The organism is Candidatus Eisenbacteria bacterium, from assembly GCA_013140805.1.
Taxonomy (GTDB): domain Bacteria; phylum Eisenbacteria; class RBG-16-71-46; order RBG-16-71-46; family RBG-16-71-46; genus JABFRW01.
The window spans coordinates 1-17,647 of record JABFRW010000185.1 but is presented as its reverse complement, the minus strand read 5'-3'; the positions used below and the strand labels follow the sequence as shown (position 1 = coordinate 17,647).

General features: G+C 69.4%; 14 protein-coding genes. 4 read left to right on the top strand and 10 right to left on the bottom strand.

Translation table 11 applies throughout. The features are described from left to right. Positions 1–1,253 (top strand): YifB family Mg chelatase-like AAA ATPase (locus HOP12_14190; protein NOT35290.1); only part of this gene is annotated, 1,253 nt, incomplete at its 5' end. Between the two features lie 49 nt (positions 1,254–1,302). Here the strand turns inward: HOP12_14190 and HOP12_14185 are convergent. The 6 genes from HOP12_14185 to HOP12_14160 form a co-directional block, all read right to left on the bottom strand. Next, positions 1,303–1,740, bottom strand: a complete 438-nt coding sequence (locus tag HOP12_14185; protein NOT35289.1) for a nuclear transport factor 2 family protein — start codon at positions 1,738–1,740, stop codon at positions 1,303–1,305. A gap of 114 nt (positions 1,741–1,854) precedes the next feature. Beyond that, positions 1,855–2,013 carry a hypothetical protein gene (locus HOP12_14180; GenBank protein ID NOT35288.1) on the bottom strand — a complete coding sequence of 53 codons (159 nt, stop codon included), beginning with the start codon at positions 2,011–2,013 and terminating at the stop codon, positions 1,855–1,857. Between the two features lie 33 nt (positions 2,014–2,046). Then, positions 2,047–2,385 (bottom strand): hypothetical protein, encoded by a 339-nt coding sequence (locus HOP12_14175; GenBank protein NOT35287.1) that lies wholly within the window; start codon positions 2,383–2,385, stop codon positions 2,047–2,049. Between the two features lie 390 nt (positions 2,386–2,775). Then, on the bottom strand, positions 2,776–3,822 hold the full coding sequence (locus HOP12_14170; GenBank protein ID NOT35286.1) for a hypothetical protein: 1,047 nt from the start codon (positions 3,820–3,822) through the stop codon (positions 2,776–2,778). Between the two features lie 83 nt (positions 3,823–3,905). Further along, positions 3,906–4,622, bottom strand: a complete 717-nt coding sequence (locus tag HOP12_14165; protein NOT35285.1) for a hypothetical protein — start codon at positions 4,620–4,622, stop codon at positions 3,906–3,908. Continuing rightward, positions 4,619–5,221, bottom strand: a complete 603-nt coding sequence (locus HOP12_14160; GenBank protein NOT35284.1) for a sigma-70 family RNA polymerase sigma factor — start codon at positions 5,219–5,221, stop codon at positions 4,619–4,621. The genes HOP12_14165 and HOP12_14160 overlap by 4 nt, the downstream gene beginning before the upstream one ends. A gap of 148 nt (positions 5,222–5,369) precedes the next feature. Between HOP12_14160 and HOP12_14155 the strand changes: the two genes are divergently transcribed. Both HOP12_14155 and HOP12_14150 read left to right on the top strand, forming a co-directional pair. Continuing rightward, positions 5,370–9,167, top strand: a complete 3,798-nt coding sequence (locus tag HOP12_14155; GenBank protein ID NOT35283.1) for a S8 family serine peptidase — start codon at positions 5,370–5,372, stop codon at positions 9,165–9,167. 39 nt (positions 9,168–9,206) lie between these two features. Beyond that, positions 9,207–10,850 carry a SpoIIE family protein phosphatase gene (locus HOP12_14150; protein NOT35282.1) on the top strand — a complete coding sequence of 548 codons (1,644 nt, stop codon included), beginning with the start codon at positions 9,207–9,209 and terminating at the stop codon, positions 10,848–10,850. A gap of 13 nt (positions 10,851–10,863) precedes the next feature. Here the strand turns inward: HOP12_14150 and HOP12_14145 are convergent, their stop codons facing one another. Continuing rightward, on the bottom strand, positions 10,864–11,208 hold the full coding sequence (locus HOP12_14145; GenBank protein ID NOT35281.1) for a hypothetical protein: 345 nt from the start codon (positions 11,206–11,208) through the stop codon (positions 10,864–10,866). Between the two features lie 406 nt (positions 11,209–11,614). Here HOP12_14145 and HOP12_14140 point away from each other — a divergent pair, with 406 nt between their 5' ends. Beyond that, a complete protein-coding gene (locus tag HOP12_14140) occupies positions 11,615–12,487 on the top strand; it encodes a hypothetical protein (GenBank protein NOT35280.1) in 873 nt (290 codons plus the stop codon). A 22-nt stretch (positions 12,488–12,509) separates the two neighbouring features. Here HOP12_14140 and ftsY read toward each other — a convergent pair whose 3' ends face one another. The 3 genes from ftsY to HOP12_14125 form a co-directional block, all read right to left on the bottom strand. Continuing rightward, positions 12,510–13,430 carry a signal recognition particle-docking protein FtsY gene (gene ftsY, locus HOP12_14135; protein NOT35279.1) on the bottom strand — a complete coding sequence of 307 codons (921 nt, stop codon included), beginning with the start codon at positions 13,428–13,430 and terminating at the stop codon, positions 12,510–12,512. A gap of 71 nt (positions 13,431–13,501) precedes the next feature. Beyond that, positions 13,502–17,086: a chromosome segregation protein SMC gene (gene smc, locus HOP12_14130; protein ID NOT35278.1), complete on the bottom strand. Its 3,585-nt coding sequence runs from the start codon at positions 17,084–17,086 to the stop codon at positions 13,502–13,504. A gap of 128 nt (positions 17,087–17,214) precedes the next feature. Then, positions 17,215–17,647 (bottom strand): L-seryl-tRNA(Sec) selenium transferase (locus HOP12_14125; protein NOT35277.1); only part of this gene is annotated, 433 nt, incomplete at its 5' end.

Here is a 17,647-nt window from a genome sequence, read left to right as displayed (position 1 = left end):
CTCCCAGCGCGACCGGGCAGATTCCGAACGAGCGATTCGCGGAAGTCGCGGCGATCGGCGAGATCGCGCTCGACGGCGGCCTGCGGCCGAATCGCGGCACGCTGGGACTCGCCGAGGCCGCGTGGAACGCCGGGGCGCACACACTGCTGTGTCCCTTCGACTCGGCGCCCGAGGCGGCGTTGGTCGGCGAGCTGGTGGTGCACGCGGTGCGCTCGCTGACCGAGGCGGTCGAGTGGGCGCGCGGGACGTCGCAGCCCTCGCGCGCGGTCGCCGCAGCTCCGGACTTTGGGGGCGAAGCCGAACACGATCTCGCCGAGGTGCGCGGGCTCGCAGTGGCCCGCCGCGCGCTCGAAGTCGCAGCGGCGGGTGGGCATCATCTGCTGCTCGTCGGTCCACCCGGGTGCGGCAAGTCGATGCTCGCGCGACGCCTGCCATCGCTGCTTCCGTCGCTCGACGACACCGAGGCGCGGGTGGTGACGCGGCTGCACTCGGTGGCCGGCGTGCGCCCCCCCGGTCGCGGCCTGATGAGGCGCCCGGCGTTCCGGGCCCCGCATCACTCGGTCTCGCGCGCCGGCTTGATCGGCGGCGGCTCGCCTCCGCGCCCCGGTGAACTGTCGCTCGCGCACCAGGGCGTGCTGTTCCTGGACGAACTCGCCGAGTATCCGCGCAGCCTGCTCGAGGCCCTGCGCGAGCCGCTCGAGAGCGGCGAGGCGTGGATCGCGCGGGCCGCGATGACGGTGCGCTTTCCCGCCGTGGTGCTGCTGATCGCGGCTATGAATCCGTGCCCGTGCGGGTGGCTCGGGCATCCCCGTCGCAGCTGCTCGTGCACCCCCACCGACCTGGCGCGCTATGCGACCCGCGTGAGCGGACCGATCCTCGATCGGCTCGACCTGCAGATCGAGGTCCCGGCGCTGACTTCGGACGAGCTGCTGCGCGTCGCGCCCGGCGAATCGAGCGCGACCGTCCACGCCCGGGTGCTCGCGGCGCGGGCGCGTCAGCGGGAGCGCGGCGGCTTGAACGCGATGCTCTCGAATAGCGCGCTACGGCACTGTGCGATGCTCGACCGGGCCGGCGCACGGATGATCGAGGACGCAGTCGACCGCGGCGGGATCTCGGCGCGCGCCGTGCACCGCGCGCTGCGCGTGGCCCGCACGATCGCCGACCTCGCGGGTGAAGAACGCGTCAGCGCGATGCGACTGGCAGAGGCGCTTCAGTATCGGGCGTATGAGGCGCGGAGGTTCGTCGCAAGATGAGCCGTGACCGCGGAGCCTGTTCGCCGCAGCCCATGGTCAGGTCGCGCCCTCACTTCTCGGCAGGGTAGTAATAGACTCTGGAAATCAGCCCACCGCTGAACTCGTAAACGGAAAGACCCGCCTGGGACTTCGGACCCGTCTTACCCTGCCACGCGGCTCGCTCGAGCGCGGCCACGCGGGACGCAGTCGGCCGCACCCACTCCAACTCCGACCTGGCACTCGGCGTGGATTTGAAATAGGCCGCCAGACTCTCGCGCAACTCTGTCTTGCCCTGAGTTTCGACGGTGATCGTGTCGCCCGCGATACTGAGCCACTGGATGTCGTCGGTCACCATATCCAACATGGTGTCGATCTCTCGTTCGTTACAGGCCGACACGTAGTCGCGGACGCGCTGCTCGTTCGACTTCGGTGTCTCGGCCGCGAAGGACTTGGGCGTCGCCACAAGGTGAAGAAGTGCGAGCAGGACGAGACAGGTTTGTGTGCGCATGGGGTGGTCTTCTGGTTTGAGGGAAAGGCCTGTGCGAGTGAGGATCTGCGGCGTCGATCATCCGTGGCACTTCGTGGCGAAGTCAATCGATTGACACTGACCTCCGCCCCAGCGTCAGCGGCGCGAGGTGCGGGGCCGCGCGGCCTGCGCGCCCACGCACAGCAGCGCCACGATCAACAGAACGCTGTACTCGGCGCCGTTGCGTCCGGCACCGACCACGAACCATCCGGCTTTCGCGTGCACGGTGAGCGAGCTTCGAGCAGCGCTCTTCATGTGCGGCCCTCTTGCGGCCACCTGCCGTGAACGTCACGCATCACGCGGACGCCGTCGACCCTGCTCGTCGAGTCCCAGCAGTTCGTAGTAGCGAGCGCGCGGCTCGCCGGTCCAGCCGTTGACACCCTGCTTCGGCAACCACCAGCCGTGCACCACCACCACGCCCACGCCGATCAGTCCGATGAACGCATAGGTCCATCCGCGCCCGGCAGTCGCCGAGATTCCGAGCACCATGGCGACGCCGAGCAGCGACTTGAGCAGCAGCCTCCAGCGCGGCTTGTGCGCCTCGAAGTGACCGAAGAACAGGTGCCCCAACATCAAGAGCCCGGTCGCGAGCGTCGCGTCGAACCAGTAGGTCTCGGTACTCCACATCGTGCACCCCCGGCCCGCGCGCGGTCGTGACGCAACGCCTTCCCATCGCGGCGGGTTGCGCGGGATAGTGCTCGCCGCGTTGCGTCGCCGCAAGCCTTACCTCCCCGACCTGCCGCCTCGACGGAGACCCCGATGCTTCGATTGATTTGATGCGCTCTGCTGGCTGCCGCCCAGCTGTCGGCGGCCACCTGATGGACGGCACGCGGATCTACACAACGGCCGAAATCGTGCTCACCGAACTCGAAGGCCTCGAGTTCGCTCGCGAACTGGACTCCACCTACCGCTACCAGGAGCTCGCCCCGCGACCTCGCTGATCGGTGGTCGAACAGTCATGGCGGGAACCCGCTTGGGCGGCGGCCAAGGGAGAGTGCGGAATCACGAACTCGAGCGTCAGCGACGGCGGAACACGCTGACGTGGGCGAACAGGTCGCTCTCGAGCTTCATGCCTCCGTCGCCCCGGTCCCAACCCAGCGCGTGTCCCATCGCGCGCGCCGCCGGGCCGTCGTCCTCGTCGTAGGTCAGCACCTCGAAGCCGCTCGCCTCCCAACGCTCGCGTGGGAACGGACAGCGACCGTCCGCCCACGGTAGGTAGGGCTTGTCGGGCGGCGCAGGGGCCGGTGACAGGTTGTAGATCACCACGAGTCCCCCCGGCTTGACGACCCGTGCGAGTGCTGCGACGAACGCGCTGTCCGAAACGCCGAGGTCGACCAGCATGCGCAGATCGACCTTCTCGGCGGGGTGCAGGTAGCCGTTCTTGAGCGTGTTCTTGGACAGGAAGAGATCGAATCCTCCGCCGACCTCCGTCACCACCGCCGGCTCGGCCGGCCAGCGCCCGATCGCCAACCGGGTGCGCCCGCGGCGGCCATCGTCGCCACGGATTTCTCCCAGATCTCGGGACTCGCTGTACAGCACGCGCAGCATCGCGTCGACGTCGATGCCGATCACCTCGGCACCGCGAGAGGCCATGAGCTGGAGCTGACCGATCATGCCGCAACCGAAGTCGGCGACGCGCCGGCCGCGCAGGTCCTCGAATCCGTGGCGCGCCGCGATCTCGAGCGCTCGCACGTACGAGAGCGGCGACCCGTAGCGTGTGTTCCAGAAGAAGGATTCGTCCAGCTCGCGCGACACCAGTCGGGCTCGCGTCGAGTCGGGCAGCGCGCGCGCCTCGACGTCGTTCCACCACCGCGTCCGCGCCGAATCGCGCCACACCGTGCGAGGCGCACGAGCGCTCAGCACCGCAGTGGCGGCCAGAAACTCACGGGCGAGCCTCGAGCGCGTGAGCGGCCGCAGTGAATCGGCATCCGCCCGCAGCTGCGCGACGGCGCGCGAGGTATCGGCGGGTGCCGCGGCCGTGCTCGCCAAGCGTCCGTCGACGACCCGCGAGAGCGCGACGGCGAAGGCGATGGCGTGCGGGAGCAGCGAAACTTGGAATCGCATCGCGCGACCCTAGCGCACCGCGCGCGCCGCATGCACGCCTCGCGACCAGCGTAGAGCCGAGCGAGCCGAGCGCGGCGGCGGCCTCACGGTACGCGCAGCGTGACCACCCTCGAGGTCGCGAGCACCGTCTCGCCCTGGATCGCCACGACTTCGACCGCGACCTCGGCGCCATGCACCAGGCCCGCTGGCAATGAATCCGCGGCCAGCCTCAGGCCGAGCGCGGCATCGGCCTCGCGTCTGGCAAGCTCGGCGAGGTCGGCCCCGTAGAACACCACGCGGTAGGACTCCGCTCCCGCGATCGCGTTCCAGCTCAGCTCGGCGCGGTCGATTCCCGACTCGACGTGCAGCACCAGAGCCGAGGCGTCGCGCGCGCCGCGCTCGATGCCGGGGGCCGGTCCGCGATTCGACATCCACCACACCGCACTCACCGCGACCACCGTGGCCGCGAGCGCCACCGCGGGCCGCAACATCGAACCACCCATCCAGCGTTCGAACCACGAACCGCGCTTCGGCCGAGGACTCGACGGCTCACTCCGGCGCTCCGGCGGCGGCCCCTCCGCCGAAGCAGGCTCGCGTTCAGTCGGCTCCAGAACCGCGCGCATCCGATGGGCGAGTTCGACTCTCGCCTGCTCGAGCTCCCCCGGCGCGACACTCGAATGAAGCGGGGTCTCGAACTCGAGATGCATGCGCTGCCAGGCGGCGAACCGCGGATCGGCCTCGAGCCGCAGCCGCTCGGGGTCACGTGCCTCGAGCGCCAGGAGCCGCGCGAACTCGTCGGCCGTGAACCGTTCCTCGGTCATGAGTGCAGCCCCCCCTCGCCGCGCGGTTCCGCGAGCGCAATGCGGAGCTTGCGGCGTGCGGTCTGGAGCACTCCCCGCGCACCGGTCGCCCCTTCGAACCCCATCAGGCTCGTGATGTCCTCGACGCTCATTCCTTCCCAGGCACGCAACCACAGCGCAGCCTGCTCATGCGGCTCGAGCGCATCACGCACGGCGTTCAGCACTCGCGCCTGTTGCTCCGCCGACTCGTAGCCATCCTCCGGCGAGCGTCCGCCTCCGACGAGGTCGTCCGGCTCGACCTCTGGATCGCGCATCAGCGGGCGCCGTCTGAGCTGGCTCATACATTTGTTGTGGACGATGGTGAACAACCAGGCCGAAAACTTTCCGCGCGACTCGTAGCACGGCAGTGCTTCGTACATCTGAATGAGGCAGTCCTGAGCCAGATCCAGCGCCTGCTCGTGCTCGCGAACGAAGCGTCGCACCCACTGGTAGACGCGCCCCTGCCAGCGACCGATCAGCAGCGAAACCGCCTGTCGCTTGAGGTTTTCGACCGAGTGGCTCTGAAAAGCATGAATGAGCGCTTCGTCGGAAACCCCGTCCGGATCTGTGCCGTCCCACATGGTGAACGACACTAGCCGCCCCAAGTCATAAGAAGAAAGGCAGGACCGGGGAGCCGTTCCCCGGCCGCAGCCCGGCCGGGCATGGCCGAGACATGCGTGCTGGGCTATTCTTGCCCGGCACCGGGCCGTTCACCCCCGAGAACTCCTCATGTCCGCTCGGCTGATCCTGATTGCAGCCCTGTGTCTGGCCGCGGCCTCGTCGCGGCCGGCGCCCGCATCGGGCGCGAGCCGTGAGTTCGGGGTGGTGCGCCCCGGCCTCGCCGCGGATTCCTCCCGCGACCAGGCGCTGCGACCCGACTCCGGCGTGTGGCGGATCTTCGGGCCCGACGGCCCGGTGACCTACGCGATCGTGCGCGACGACAACCTGCGCTCGATCATCGTTCGCTTCCATGGCCCCGCCGCGTTTTCGAAGCAGGGCAGTACCGTCCGTCGCGACCAGGCGGCCGAGGTCGATCGAGTCACCGCGCGCTTCGAGAACGACCTGGCGCGACTCGCGGCCGCGACCGCGGGCACCGCGATTGCGCCGGGTATCGCGATTCGCCAACGATTCTCACGCCTGCTCTCGGGTGTAGCGGTGCAGGTGCCGGCGGCGCTCGAGTCGCAGCTGAAAGCGTTGCCCTACGTGCAGTCGGTGTCGCCGGACGTCGAGGTGAGGGCCTCGCTCTTCTCGAGTGTCCCGCTGATTCGCGCCGATCGCGTGTGGGGAGAGTTCGGCTTCACCGGCGCCGGCGTGCGAGTCGGCATCATCGACACCGGTGTGGACTATCACCATCCATGGCTCGGCGGCGGATTCGGCCCGGGATTCCGGGTCGCGGGTGGTTGGGACTTCTTCAACGACGATGCCGACCCGATGGACGACGAGGGGCACGGCACCCACGTCGCCGGCATCGTGGCGGCCGACGGCTCCGGACTGCGCGGAGTGGCACCGCGCGCCACGCTCTACGCCTACAAGGTGCTCGGCTCGGGCGGTTTCGGACCGATGTCCAACATCATCGCGGCACTCGAGCGCTCCGCCGACCCCGACGGTGATCCCGCCACCGACGACGCTCTCGATGTCGTGAACCTGAGCCTCGGCTCGAGCTTCGGCAGCGCCGACGACCCGGGCGCGGTGGCGATCGACGCGCTGAGCGCACTCGGCACCGTGTGTGTCGTGGCCGCCGGCAACTCGGGCGTGCCGTTCAGCATCAGCACCCCCGCATCGGCGCGCGCGGCGATCAGCGTCGCCGCCAGCGACGACAACGACCAGATCGCCGGGTTCTCTTCGCGTGGACCGGTGCAGGGGACTTTCGATCTCAAGCCCGAGTTGTGCGCTCCGGGGGTCGAGATCCTGTCGCTCGCCCCCGGCGGTGGCACGGCCACTCGATCGGGCACCAGCATGGCGGCTCCGCACGTGGCAGGAGTGGCCGCGCTGCTGATCGAGCAGCATCAGGACTGGACGGTCGAAGACGTGCGGGCCGCACTGGTCGAGACCGCACGCCCGAACGCGGCGGATTCATTCGCGGCCGGAGCGGGTCGCCTCGATGCCTATGCCGCCGCGAGTGCGCGATGGCTGGTGACACCGTCGAAGCTCTCGTTCGGCCGCATGCGCCCGGCGCTCTCGCACTGGACGCGAGCCGAGACGCTGAGTGTGCGCTCGTGGTCGGCGGCTCCGTTGCGGCTCCACTTCGCACTCGAGCGCCGAGCGTTGCCAGACGGCGTGGCGATCGCGGTCGAGCCCGAAACACTCGAGATCGCCGCCGGCGGCACGGCCACGGCGATCGTTCGGCTGGTCGCGTCGCCGAACGCACTCGCTGCCCCGAACGCGGTGCCATTCGGATGGAGCGGCACGCTCGTCGCATCCGCGGCCGACGGCCAGACGCGACGCGTGCCGTTCGGCGTGCACGAGTGCGTCGAATTCGCCAGTGAGGACTCCGAAGTCATCGAGCGGCTGCTGATCCACGATCGCAAGGGCCGGCAGTTCGAGCGCCTGCCGGGGTTCGACGCGCTGTTCGTGCCGGCCGGTCGCTACGATCTCGTCGCGTTCGGGAACCCGGCGGCCGCGAGCGGCGAGATGGCGATCGCGCTGCACGAGGGCTTGGACCTCACCGACGATCGGACGGTTTCGCTCTCGTTCGCCGAGGCGACGGAGCGCATCACGTTCGAGAATCTGGCCCCGGACGGCACGCCGCTCGCAGCGGACCGGACCGACTTCGAGCTGGTGATGGTGGACTCGCACGTGCTGCTCGCGACCTACGGCGGATTCGGCGTGCAGAGCTTTCGAGTATCGCCCGGCACCAGCGGCTATCGGCTCGAGTACGTGAGGCGGCGCGGCGCGCAGACTCGTCGCTCGTTCGCAGTGCCGGGCGCGGTCGCCGCGCCGTTCGCCACGCGCATCGAGAGCAATCGCTCCGATGCCTTCCGGCGACTGAGTCAGACCTTCCCGAGCTTTGCAGGACTCACCGGACGGCTTGCCTTCGATCTGGTGCCGGATCGCCAGCACGGCGGCTACTTCGGCTTCGCGGCGCTCGACTCGATCGCCGAGGCCGGCACGGACGGGACCACGTTCGAATGCTGGTACGTCCCGCCCGCTACGCCGCGACATCTCTACCTGGGTCAGCGCACCGACCTGATCGACCTCAACGCGGGACCGCTGGTGCGGCGCACGCTGTTGTCGACGCCGACGCTCGATTTCGGCGCAGGAGACGGCGTCGGCATCCACCCGCTTTCACTGTTCGAGCGGCCGAGTTTCGTGCTCAGAGGCGAGGCACTGCGCTTCGGGGCGCTCGCTCCGGTGTTCCGCGGGCGCTTCAACAATTCGCCCGGTCAGGTCGCGCTGTTCTCTTCGCTCGGATTCAGCGGCGGCCCGTTCACCGACATGACCGGCAGCACGCTGCTTCCGCCGGCTGCGAGCTGGCGGCTCACGAGTGATTCCGAACCGATCGCGAGCGGGATCCTGCCCGCGGGCGGCGGTGCCTTCGATCCACGTGGGCCGTTCGTCCCGATCGCGATTCCCGGCCCTTTCCAGTTCGAGATCGAGCACCACGACTGGACGCTGCGCGGCCGGCCGGGAGCCCTCGATGTCCGCGCGCGCTTCGATACCCGACGCCTCGACCCCGACCCTCCGCTGCTGACCTCGTTCGCGGTCCTCGCCGACGGCGAGCCCGCGGACTCGATCGATCTCGGCAGCGCGGCCACTCCGGAAGTCCGCTTCGAGCTGAGAGACGACTCGCACGCCCGTGCGACGCTCGAATGGCGGGAGCTCGGCGCCATCGGATGGCAGCCACTCGGTGCGGTCGCGGACAGCGGGCTCGCGAGCATCGCGCTGCCGCGCTCACTCGCCGGAGCGATCGAGCTGCGGCTCGTGACGCGCGATGGATGGGGCAATGAGCTCGAGATCGTGACCTCGCCCGCCTTCGTCGCGCGGCCCGCGCTCGACGCCGAGGCACGTGGCCATGTGGCCGTGCTGGACGTGGGTCGCGTGGAACTTCGCTGGGATCTCGCGTTGCCGGACGGGGCTCGGCTCGGCGTCGAGCGCCGGGCCGAGGGTGAGGCGTGGCGTCGTGTGGGATTCGCATCCACTGTTTCGCCGACTTCGGTCGGCTATCACGACGACTCGGTCACGCCGGGCCGCATCTATCGCTACCGCCTGCTGGTTCAGCACCCCGAACGAACCGAGATCGAGATCGCGGTCCCGATCGATCGACCGTCGCTCGAACTGGCGGTGGGACCCAATCCGACTGCCGGACCGTTCGTGGCTCACCTGCGGCTGCCGACCGCCGGCGCCGCCGAGCTCCAAGTGCTCGACATTGCGGGACGCCGGGTGTTCGAGCGCCGCTTCGATGCGCTGAGCGCGGGCCCCACCGCACTGGAGCTCGAGTGGCCGCGCGGAACTCGACCGGGGCTCTACTTCGTGCGCGTGCGGTGGGCCGGCCAGGATCGCATCGCGCGGATCACTCACCTGCGCTGAGCGCACCCGGGGTCGACCCTCGTCGCGAGGCAGGCTAGAGTGCCGCGCATGCCGCTCTATCTGACCACCGCCTCCGGACCCGAGATCTCCGCCTGGCAGCTGACCGCCGAGCGCACCCTGATCGGTCGCTCCTCGAAGAGCACCATCCAGCTCCAGGACGCGAGCGTCTCGCGCGAGCACGCCGAGGTACTGCGAGACGGCGAACGCTATCAGCTGCGCGATCTGGGCAGCCGCAACGGCACGCGCGTGAATGGAGTCGAGGCGGTCCAGGCGCTTCCGATCGTGGCCGGCGACCGCATCGAGGTCGGACATCTGATGCTGGTGGTGACCTCCCCCGAGGCACGCCGCAGCGTTCAGCTCACCGACGGATCGCCGCTCAGCACCTCGATCAAGGTGCGGGCCGACGAGATCCTCGGTCGCCGCACCGCCGAACCGGCCGGCGGGCAATCCGTGGTCGGGCTGCTGGCCGAGGCGGGCCAGCTGCTGGTGCTGCCGCGGCCGATGCGCGAGACCTGCGAAAGCCTGCTCGACCTGGTGGTACGGGCGGTGCCCGCTTCGCGCCACGTGATCCTGTTGCGCGACGAGACGAGCGGGGAACTCGAGCAGGTCGCGGCACGCGTCCGCGCCGGCCGGCCCGACGGTCCGCTCGCGATCTCGAGCTCGATCCTGCGCGTGGTGCTCGACGAGTGCACCTCGGTGGTGACCGCCGACACCGCGAGCGACCCGCGGTTCGGCCAGCAGCACAGCATCGTGGCGCAGGCGGTGCGCTCGGCACTCGCGGTGCCGCTGTTCGACAACCAGAAGGTGCTCGGACTGGTCTATGTCGACAGCCAGGAGCCCGGCCTGCTGCTCGGCGAGCCGCAGCTCGAGGTGCTCACGCTGCTCGCCAATATGGCGGCGGTCAAGATCACGAATGCCCGCCTGCTCGATGCCGAGCAGGCGCGGTTGCGCATGGCGCAGGAGCTCGAGACCGCGACCCAGATCCAGCGCCAGCTGTTGCCGACTCCGCCGCATCTGCCGGGCTGGGAGATCGATGCGTGCCTCGAGTCGTGCTACGAAGTGGGCGGCGACCTGTACGACTTCTCGATCCTTCCGGACGGCCGGCTGCTGTTCGTACTCGGCGACGTGACCGGCAAGGGCATGGGTGCCGCATTGCTGATGTCGTCGTTTCTCGCCTCGGCCCGAGTCCTCTACGAGACGCTGCACGATCCGGGGGCCCTCTCGAGCCGACTCAGCTCGTTCATGCACCGCAGCACCGACGCGGGACGCTTCGTGACCGGGATCGTGGGCTGTCTCGATCCGGCGACCGGGGCACTCGACTACGTCAACGCGGGGCACCCCTCGCCGTGCCTGGTGTCCAGGGACACTGTGATCGAGCTGGAGAGCACCGGCCTGCCGTTCGGCGTGCTCGCCGAGTTCCCGTACACCACCCAGTCGGTTCGCATCGAACCCGGCGGGCTGCTCGCGCTGTTCAGCGACGGCATTCCCGAGGCTCAGACGCCGGATGGCCAGATGTTCGACGACGAACGCGTCCACGAGGTGATGCGCGCGGTGTGTGGCTTCGAGTCGCTCCCCGCGGCTCGCGCCGAAGTGCTCCAGCGCGTCGACAACTTCCTCGGCGACGCGCCGCGCACCGACGACCTCACGCTGATGCTGATCCGCCGCGCGCCCTCGTCGGGCTAGTCCGGCCGCCCGCTCACAGCAGCCCGCGCGACCGAAAGCTCAGGTGTCCGCGTGCCGCCACGATCACGTGGTCCAGCACTCCGATCCCGATCAGGTCGCCGACCTGCACCAGCCGGCGGGTGATCGTGAGGTCCTCCTCGCTGGGCTCGGGATCACCGCTCGGATGGTTGTGGACCAGCACGACACTCGCCGCCGATTGAAGAATTGCCGGCAGGAACACCTCGCGCGGGTGAACGATCGATGCGTTGAGGCTCCCGATCGAGATCGTCTCGCGCGCCTGCAGCTCGTGACGCGCGTTGAGCAGCAGCACCACGAAGTGCTCGCGCCGCTCGCGGATCAGGTCGGGCACGCAGCTCATCACGTCGTCGGGGCCGCGGATCGCATGATGGCCCGGCACCGATCCGCAGCGCACCTCGCCCCGCCACGCCCGAGCCCAGCACCAGCGCGATCAGCTCGCCATCGGTCAGCGCGCCGGCGCCCTGCAGGTTCAGCCGCTCGCGCGGCCCCGTGCGCCGGCGCGCACTCGCCCCTGCACCGCGCGGAGCCAGCCCGGGATCGAGTATCGGCGCCGGCACCGGACCCGGCGCCGATACGACCACTTCGGAAGCGAAATCGTTCACGTTGGCGTCGACGCGGGAGCGGGACGGGACCGAGGCATGCAGATCTGACGTGGACCGAACTTGGGCGCGGCGCGCGGCTGCGCGATAATCCACCGCCGCGCCGGCGAGCCCGGTTCCTCACCGACCCGATCCGTGGAGCTTTGCATGCCTCGTGCCGTCCGACTCCTCCCACTCTTCGTGCTGGCCCTCGCACTTACCTCGGTGCGGGGCTCCGCGTCGGATTCGGACCCCGCGGTCGAAGGCTCGGCCATGGTGGACTACTCCAAGCCGGCGACCTTCAAGGTCGGATCCTGGGTGCGGTACCTCACGGTGGTGAAAGGCGAGAGCGGCGCCTACCAGGAGTACTACACGACGCTCATCATCGGCGGTGAAGAGGAGCTGTGGGGTGAGCCGGGCTTCTGGATCGAAACGCTCACCGAAGACGTCGGCGACTTTCCGAAGACGTTGGCGTCGATGGTCTCCTATCAGGCGTTCGGCGATTCGCTCGCGGTCAAGCGACCTGGCTGGTTCCTGCGCAAGCACATCCGCGAGTTCGACGCGCAGGGCGAGCCGGTCGAGATGATCCAGCGCCGCGACGCCAACGAGATGAAGATCCGGGCGGCGAATCGCAGGCGACTCGAAGACAATCCGAATCGCCCGAGCGCCGAGTTCGACACGCTGGGAGTCGACACCGTGAACGTGCCGTACGGGAGCTATCGCGGCGTCAGGGTGCGCGAGACCAATCGACTGGTCGACGAGAGCGCCAAAGCCGACAGCACGATCGAGGTGCATCGCCTCGAAGTGCGGACCCGCAGCATGAGCGACGACGTGCCGATCACGCATCTGGTGCGGGAAGCGATCACCGACGTGATCGAGATCAAGAGCTGGCGAACTGGATTCTCGTCCGGCGCGCGCACCCGGCTGGTCGAGCGCGCAAGTGGCGTCACTCGGGTGGTCGGCTACGGCGTCGGCGACTATCCGGCCACCGTGGTGCCGAAGCGCGTGCGCATGAAGTCGCTGCTCCCGAACGGCCGCTGAATCACACCGCCGCGCGGCGACGTCAACCGGACGGAACTCGCGTCGAGAACAATCCGCGCGCGAACGCTTCGGGATCGAACCGCTCCCAGTCCTCGAGACCCTCGCCGAGCCCGGTGAGACTCACCGGCAATCCGAGCTGATCCGCGATCGCGAGCACCGCGCCTCCGCGGGCGGTTCCATCGAGTTTGTTGATCGCAAGGCTCGTGATCGGAATCACCTTCTGGAACTCGCGCGCCTGGGCGATGCCGTTCTGCCCCAGATTGGCGTCCAGCACCAGCAGCGTGTGGTGCGGAGCCCCCGGAACCTGGCGCTCACACACACGCCGCACCTTCTGGAGCTCGGCCATCAGATTTTGCTTGGTGTGCAGGCGCCCGGCGGTATCGATTAACACCACGTCGGTCCCGCGAGCGAGTGCTGCGCTGAGACCGTCGTGCACGACCGCCGCAGGGTCGGCGAGGTCGCGCGCTCGGACCAGCTCGACGCCCGCGCGCTCCGCCCACACCGCGAGCTGATCGCTCGCCGCGGCGCGGAAGGTATCGCCGGCCACCAGCAACGTGCGTCGGCCGTCGCGCGCAAAGCTCGCGGCCAGCTTGCCCGCGAGCGTGGTCTTGCCGACTCCGTTGACGCCGACGATCAGCGCGACCCACGGCGCGTTCGGCCCGGGCTCGAACGCCAGGCGCTGACGGCCCAGGATCTCGATCGCGGCGAGTTCGAGTGCACGGCCCAGCTCGAGGTCGCGATCGCGTCCCATGAGGTCGCGCGCGGAGGCGATCAGCCGCTCGACCGTCGCGGGTCCCACGTCGGCGAGCAGCAGGGCGTCCTCGAGCGGCTCGAGCGTCTGCGGATCGATCGGGCCCCGAAGGCCCAGCACCGCGCCCACCTGCGAAACGAGCTGCTCTCGCGTGCGGGTCAAGCCGCTGCGCAGGCGCTCCCACAACCCCACGGTCTTCCTTTCGCGCGAACTCCCGCCCGGCCACCGGGGCCGGACGGGAGCGCGCTCGCCATGCGGTCGACTCAGCCGGCCGCGGACTCCACGAGTTCACGCGGCGCGAGTGACGGATCCGCGCTCTCCACCCCGTCGAATCGCACCGAGACCAGTTTCGAGAGGCCCAGCTCCTGCATGGTCACGCCGTACAGAACGTCGGCCGCCTCCATGGTCTTCTTGTTGTGCGTGATGATGACGAACTGCGTGCGGTTCGCGAACCGCCGCAGCATGCGCAGGAAGCGATCGACGTTCGCATCGTCGAGCGGCGCGTCGACCTCGTCGAGCAGACAGAACGGCGACGGCTTGACCAGGTAGATCGCGAACAGCAGCGCGATCGCGGTCAGCGCGCGCTCGCCGCCGGACATCAGCGTCACGCTCTGCAGGTGCTTGCCGCGCGGCTTGGCGACGATCTCGATCTCACACTCGAGCGGATCCTCGCCGAGCGCACGCAGCTCGGCGTCGCCACCCTCGAACAGGGTCTTGAAGATGTCGCGGAAGTGACCCTGCACCTTCTCGAACGTGTCGCGGAACAGATCGCTCGCGGTGGTATTGATCTTTTGAATGGCCTCGAGGAGCTGTTCGCGGGCTGAAACCAGATCGGCGCGCTGAACGGTCAGGAACTCGTGGCGATCCTTGCGGGTGGTGTAGTCCTCGAGCGCCAGCAGATTGACGGGCCCGAGCGCGCCGAAGCGACCGCGCAGTTCCTCGAGCTGGGTCTGCGCCTGGGCCGCGTCGAATCCCTCGGCGGCCGGTTCCGGATTCCACTGCTCGGGGTCCATGCGGTACTCGGTGCGCAGCCGCTCGAACGTGCGCTCCAATTCGGCGCGCGACTGCAGGCGGTCGAGCTCGATCTGATGCAGCAGCTCGGCCAGTTCGGTCTGTGCGAAGCGCTTGTGACGCGCGGCGTCGTCGCCGCTCTGCAGTTCTTCCTTGAGCGCGACGAACCGCCCCTGCAGCTCGGTGACGCGCGCACGCTGCGTGGACTCGGACTCGAGCAGGCCCGCGAGTCCTGCCTCGATGCCGGTCACCTGGGCTTCGATCTCGACGATGCGGGCGCGCGACTGCGCTTCTTCTTCTGCGCGACCACCGAGTCCCGATTCGAGTTCGCGGCGGGTCTGTTCGGCGCGGCCCCACTGGGCTTCCCACTCGCCCTGCTCGCGCGCCAGCGCCAGCAGCCGCTCGCGCGCGGCCTGGGCGCGCGCCGACGCCTCGTCGCGCCGGCCCTCGAGCTCCACCACCACGCCGTCGAGATCGGCGACCTCAAGTCGCGCCTTCTCGAGCTGCTGCTGGAACTCGCCGAGGTCCGCTTCGGCTCGGACCTGAGCGCGGTCGAGGCCCTCGATCTCGATCGCGAATGCGGCGATCTCGTCGCGCCTCTCGCGGGTCTCCTGTTCGGTCCACTGGCGATCGCGCGCGGTCGCATCGAGATCGCGTGCGGCGCGTTCGAGCGCTTCACGTCGTGCGTCGACGTCGCTCACGGCCGTGGCGCGGGCCGCGATCGCCGCATTGCGCGCCGCATCGTGCGAAGCGCGCTCGCGCCCCTGCGCCTCGACTGCCAACCGCAGGTCGGCGAGCCGGCCGGACAATTCGCGGATCTCCATCTCACGGTGCAACAGGCCGGTCGAGAGTCGCGATCCCGCGCGCACGCGTCCGCGCTCCCACACCTCGCCGTCGAGGCTCACGAACCGCAAGCCCCCTTCGGATTGAACCGCGAGTCGCGCTGCGGCGGCTCGATCCTCGACGACCACCACGGCTCCGAGCAACCGATCCACGAGCGGGCGGAAGCGGGCGTCGCAGCGCACCAGTTCGGAGGCGCGCCCGACCACACCCGGACCGTCCGGCAGCGCGGTGAGCGTTCCGGTCGTCAGTGCGCTCAGATCCACCAGTGTCGCGCGCCCGCTCTCGAGCACTCGCAGACGCTCGAGCGAAGCATCGAGCGCATCGCGGTCCTCGGCCAGTACGAACGCCGACGCCTCGCCGAGCGAGGCTTCGAGCGCTTCGAGGAACCGCGACGGCACCTCGAGCACGTCGGCCACCAGCCCGACCAGACCCGCAATGCGATCGTCGGACGACAGCAGCACGCGAGCGCCCTCGGAGACGCCATCGAGGCCGCGCTTGAGCTCGAGCAGCGTTTCGAGTCGCGATTCGGCCGCGGCGGCATCCTGACGCAATTGCGACAGCGACTCGTCAGCGCTGCCGACCGAGTGGCTCGCCGCGGCGATCGCGGCCTCGAGCTCGAGCAGCATGCGCTTGGACTCGTCGAGGTCCGCCGCCAGTGCAACGCGGCGCGCCTCCCCGCTGGTCGCGACGCGATCCAGCTCCTCGAGCCGTGCGCCGAGTTCCGCCACGCGGCGTTCGGCACTCTCGCGGCGCTCCGCGAGTGCGGCCATTCGTTCGCGAACCCGATCGCAGGCCGCACGCTTCTCGGCTTCGGCCGAGAACAGGTCGAGCGACAGCTGCCGATGATCCTGCGCGACGTGACGGCGCTCGCGCAGCTCGCCGTCGACGGCCTGCAGCGCCTGCTCGGAGGCATCCGCGTCGCTCTGCGCGCCGCCGAGCGAGGCGCGGCATTCCGCGAGCTTCGCTTCGGCTTCGCGTTCGCGCGTCTGCACCTCCGCGAGGCGCTCGCGCATGCGAGCCGCTTCTTCGGCGGCTTCCTCGGCGCGACGCAGCAGACCTGCGACCCGCTCGCGCAGCAGCACGATCTGGTGCTCGGCCTGGCCCCGCGCGTCTTCACGGTCCCGCAGGCCCGCCTGCGCGGTCGACAGCTCGCGCTCCAGCTCGAGCAGCGTGAGTCGCTGATCGTTCAGTCGCACTTCGAGCAGATCGACCTCGACCGTGACGCCCTCGCGGCGCACCGCCTCTTCCTGCCACTGCTCGGCCAGCTCCTTCTCACGGGTGCGAAGCTCCGCGACCCGTCCCGCGGTCAACGTCAGATCGAGCGCCTGGATCTCGTCGCGCAGCCGCGCGAAGCGGCGCGCCTTGCCGACCTGGCGGGCCAGCGAGCGCAGCTCGCGCTCGATCTCGAACACGATGTCGTTGAGACGCGTGAGATCGGATTCGGTCGCGTCGAGCTTCTGCAGCGTCTCGCGCTTGCGCGCCTTGTACTTGGTGATGCCCGAGGCCTCCTCGAACAGGAAGCGGCGGTGTCCCGAGTTGTCGGACAGCACCTGGTCCACCATCTGGCGCTCGATCACCGAGTAGGCGTGGCTGCCCATGCCGGTGTCGAAGAACAGGTCGCGGATATCCTTGAGGCGGCACGGTGTCTTGTTGAGGAAGTACTCCGAGAGCCCGGAACGGAACACCCGGCGCGAGACGGTGACCTCGGCGAACTCGGTCGGCAGCAGACCGCGATCGTTCTTGAACGTGAGGTGCACCTCGGCCATGCCGAGCGGCTTGCGACTCGGGGCACCGTTGAAGATCACGTCTTCCATGGTGTCGCCACGCAGCAGCTTGGCGCTCTGCTCGCCGAGCACCCAGCGGATCGCGTCCGAGACGTTGGTCTTGCCGCAGCCGTTCGGACCGATGACACCCGTGACGCCGTCGCTGAAGAACACTTCGGTGCGGTCGACGAACGACTTGAAGCCCTGGATTTCGAGCTTGTGCAGAAACATCCTTGTCCCTTCGGCTCGGCGAAGTCGGGGGGTCGAACCCGTTCGTTCGCTCGGAGATCATTCACCGCCCTGAGCATCCTGTTCGGGCGGGACGCGTGAGCGCTGCGGAGTGCCTGAGGCGTGTGAAGTTAGCTGGAGGAAGGGCCGGCGGCAATCGGTTTTTCGTTGTCCCGATCCGCGCCACCGGGCTTCCAGACGCGAGCCAGGGCCATCGCGGCGGTGGCGACTTCGGCCTCTGCGAGCGTTCGCGGATCGAGCCGAAAGTGACCCGCACGCACGATCCCGATGACCGGCGGATCCGCGAGGCGTGCGAGGCCCTCGAGCGCGCCACCCTCGAGCGTCGGATGCTGAACTTCGACCACCGGCCCCGGCAACTTCTGCAGGGGCAGCGAGCCGCCGCCGACCTCGCCGAACCCTGCCACGACTCGGGTTTCGAGGCCCGGCACGCGCGCGCACAGCTCGGCGGCCAGTCGCGCGGCGCGCTCGTCGAGCGTCGCGCGCGAAGCGCCCAGCATCGCGAGTGTCGGTAGCTCGCGGCGCGCGCGTTCGGGGTCCGCGTAC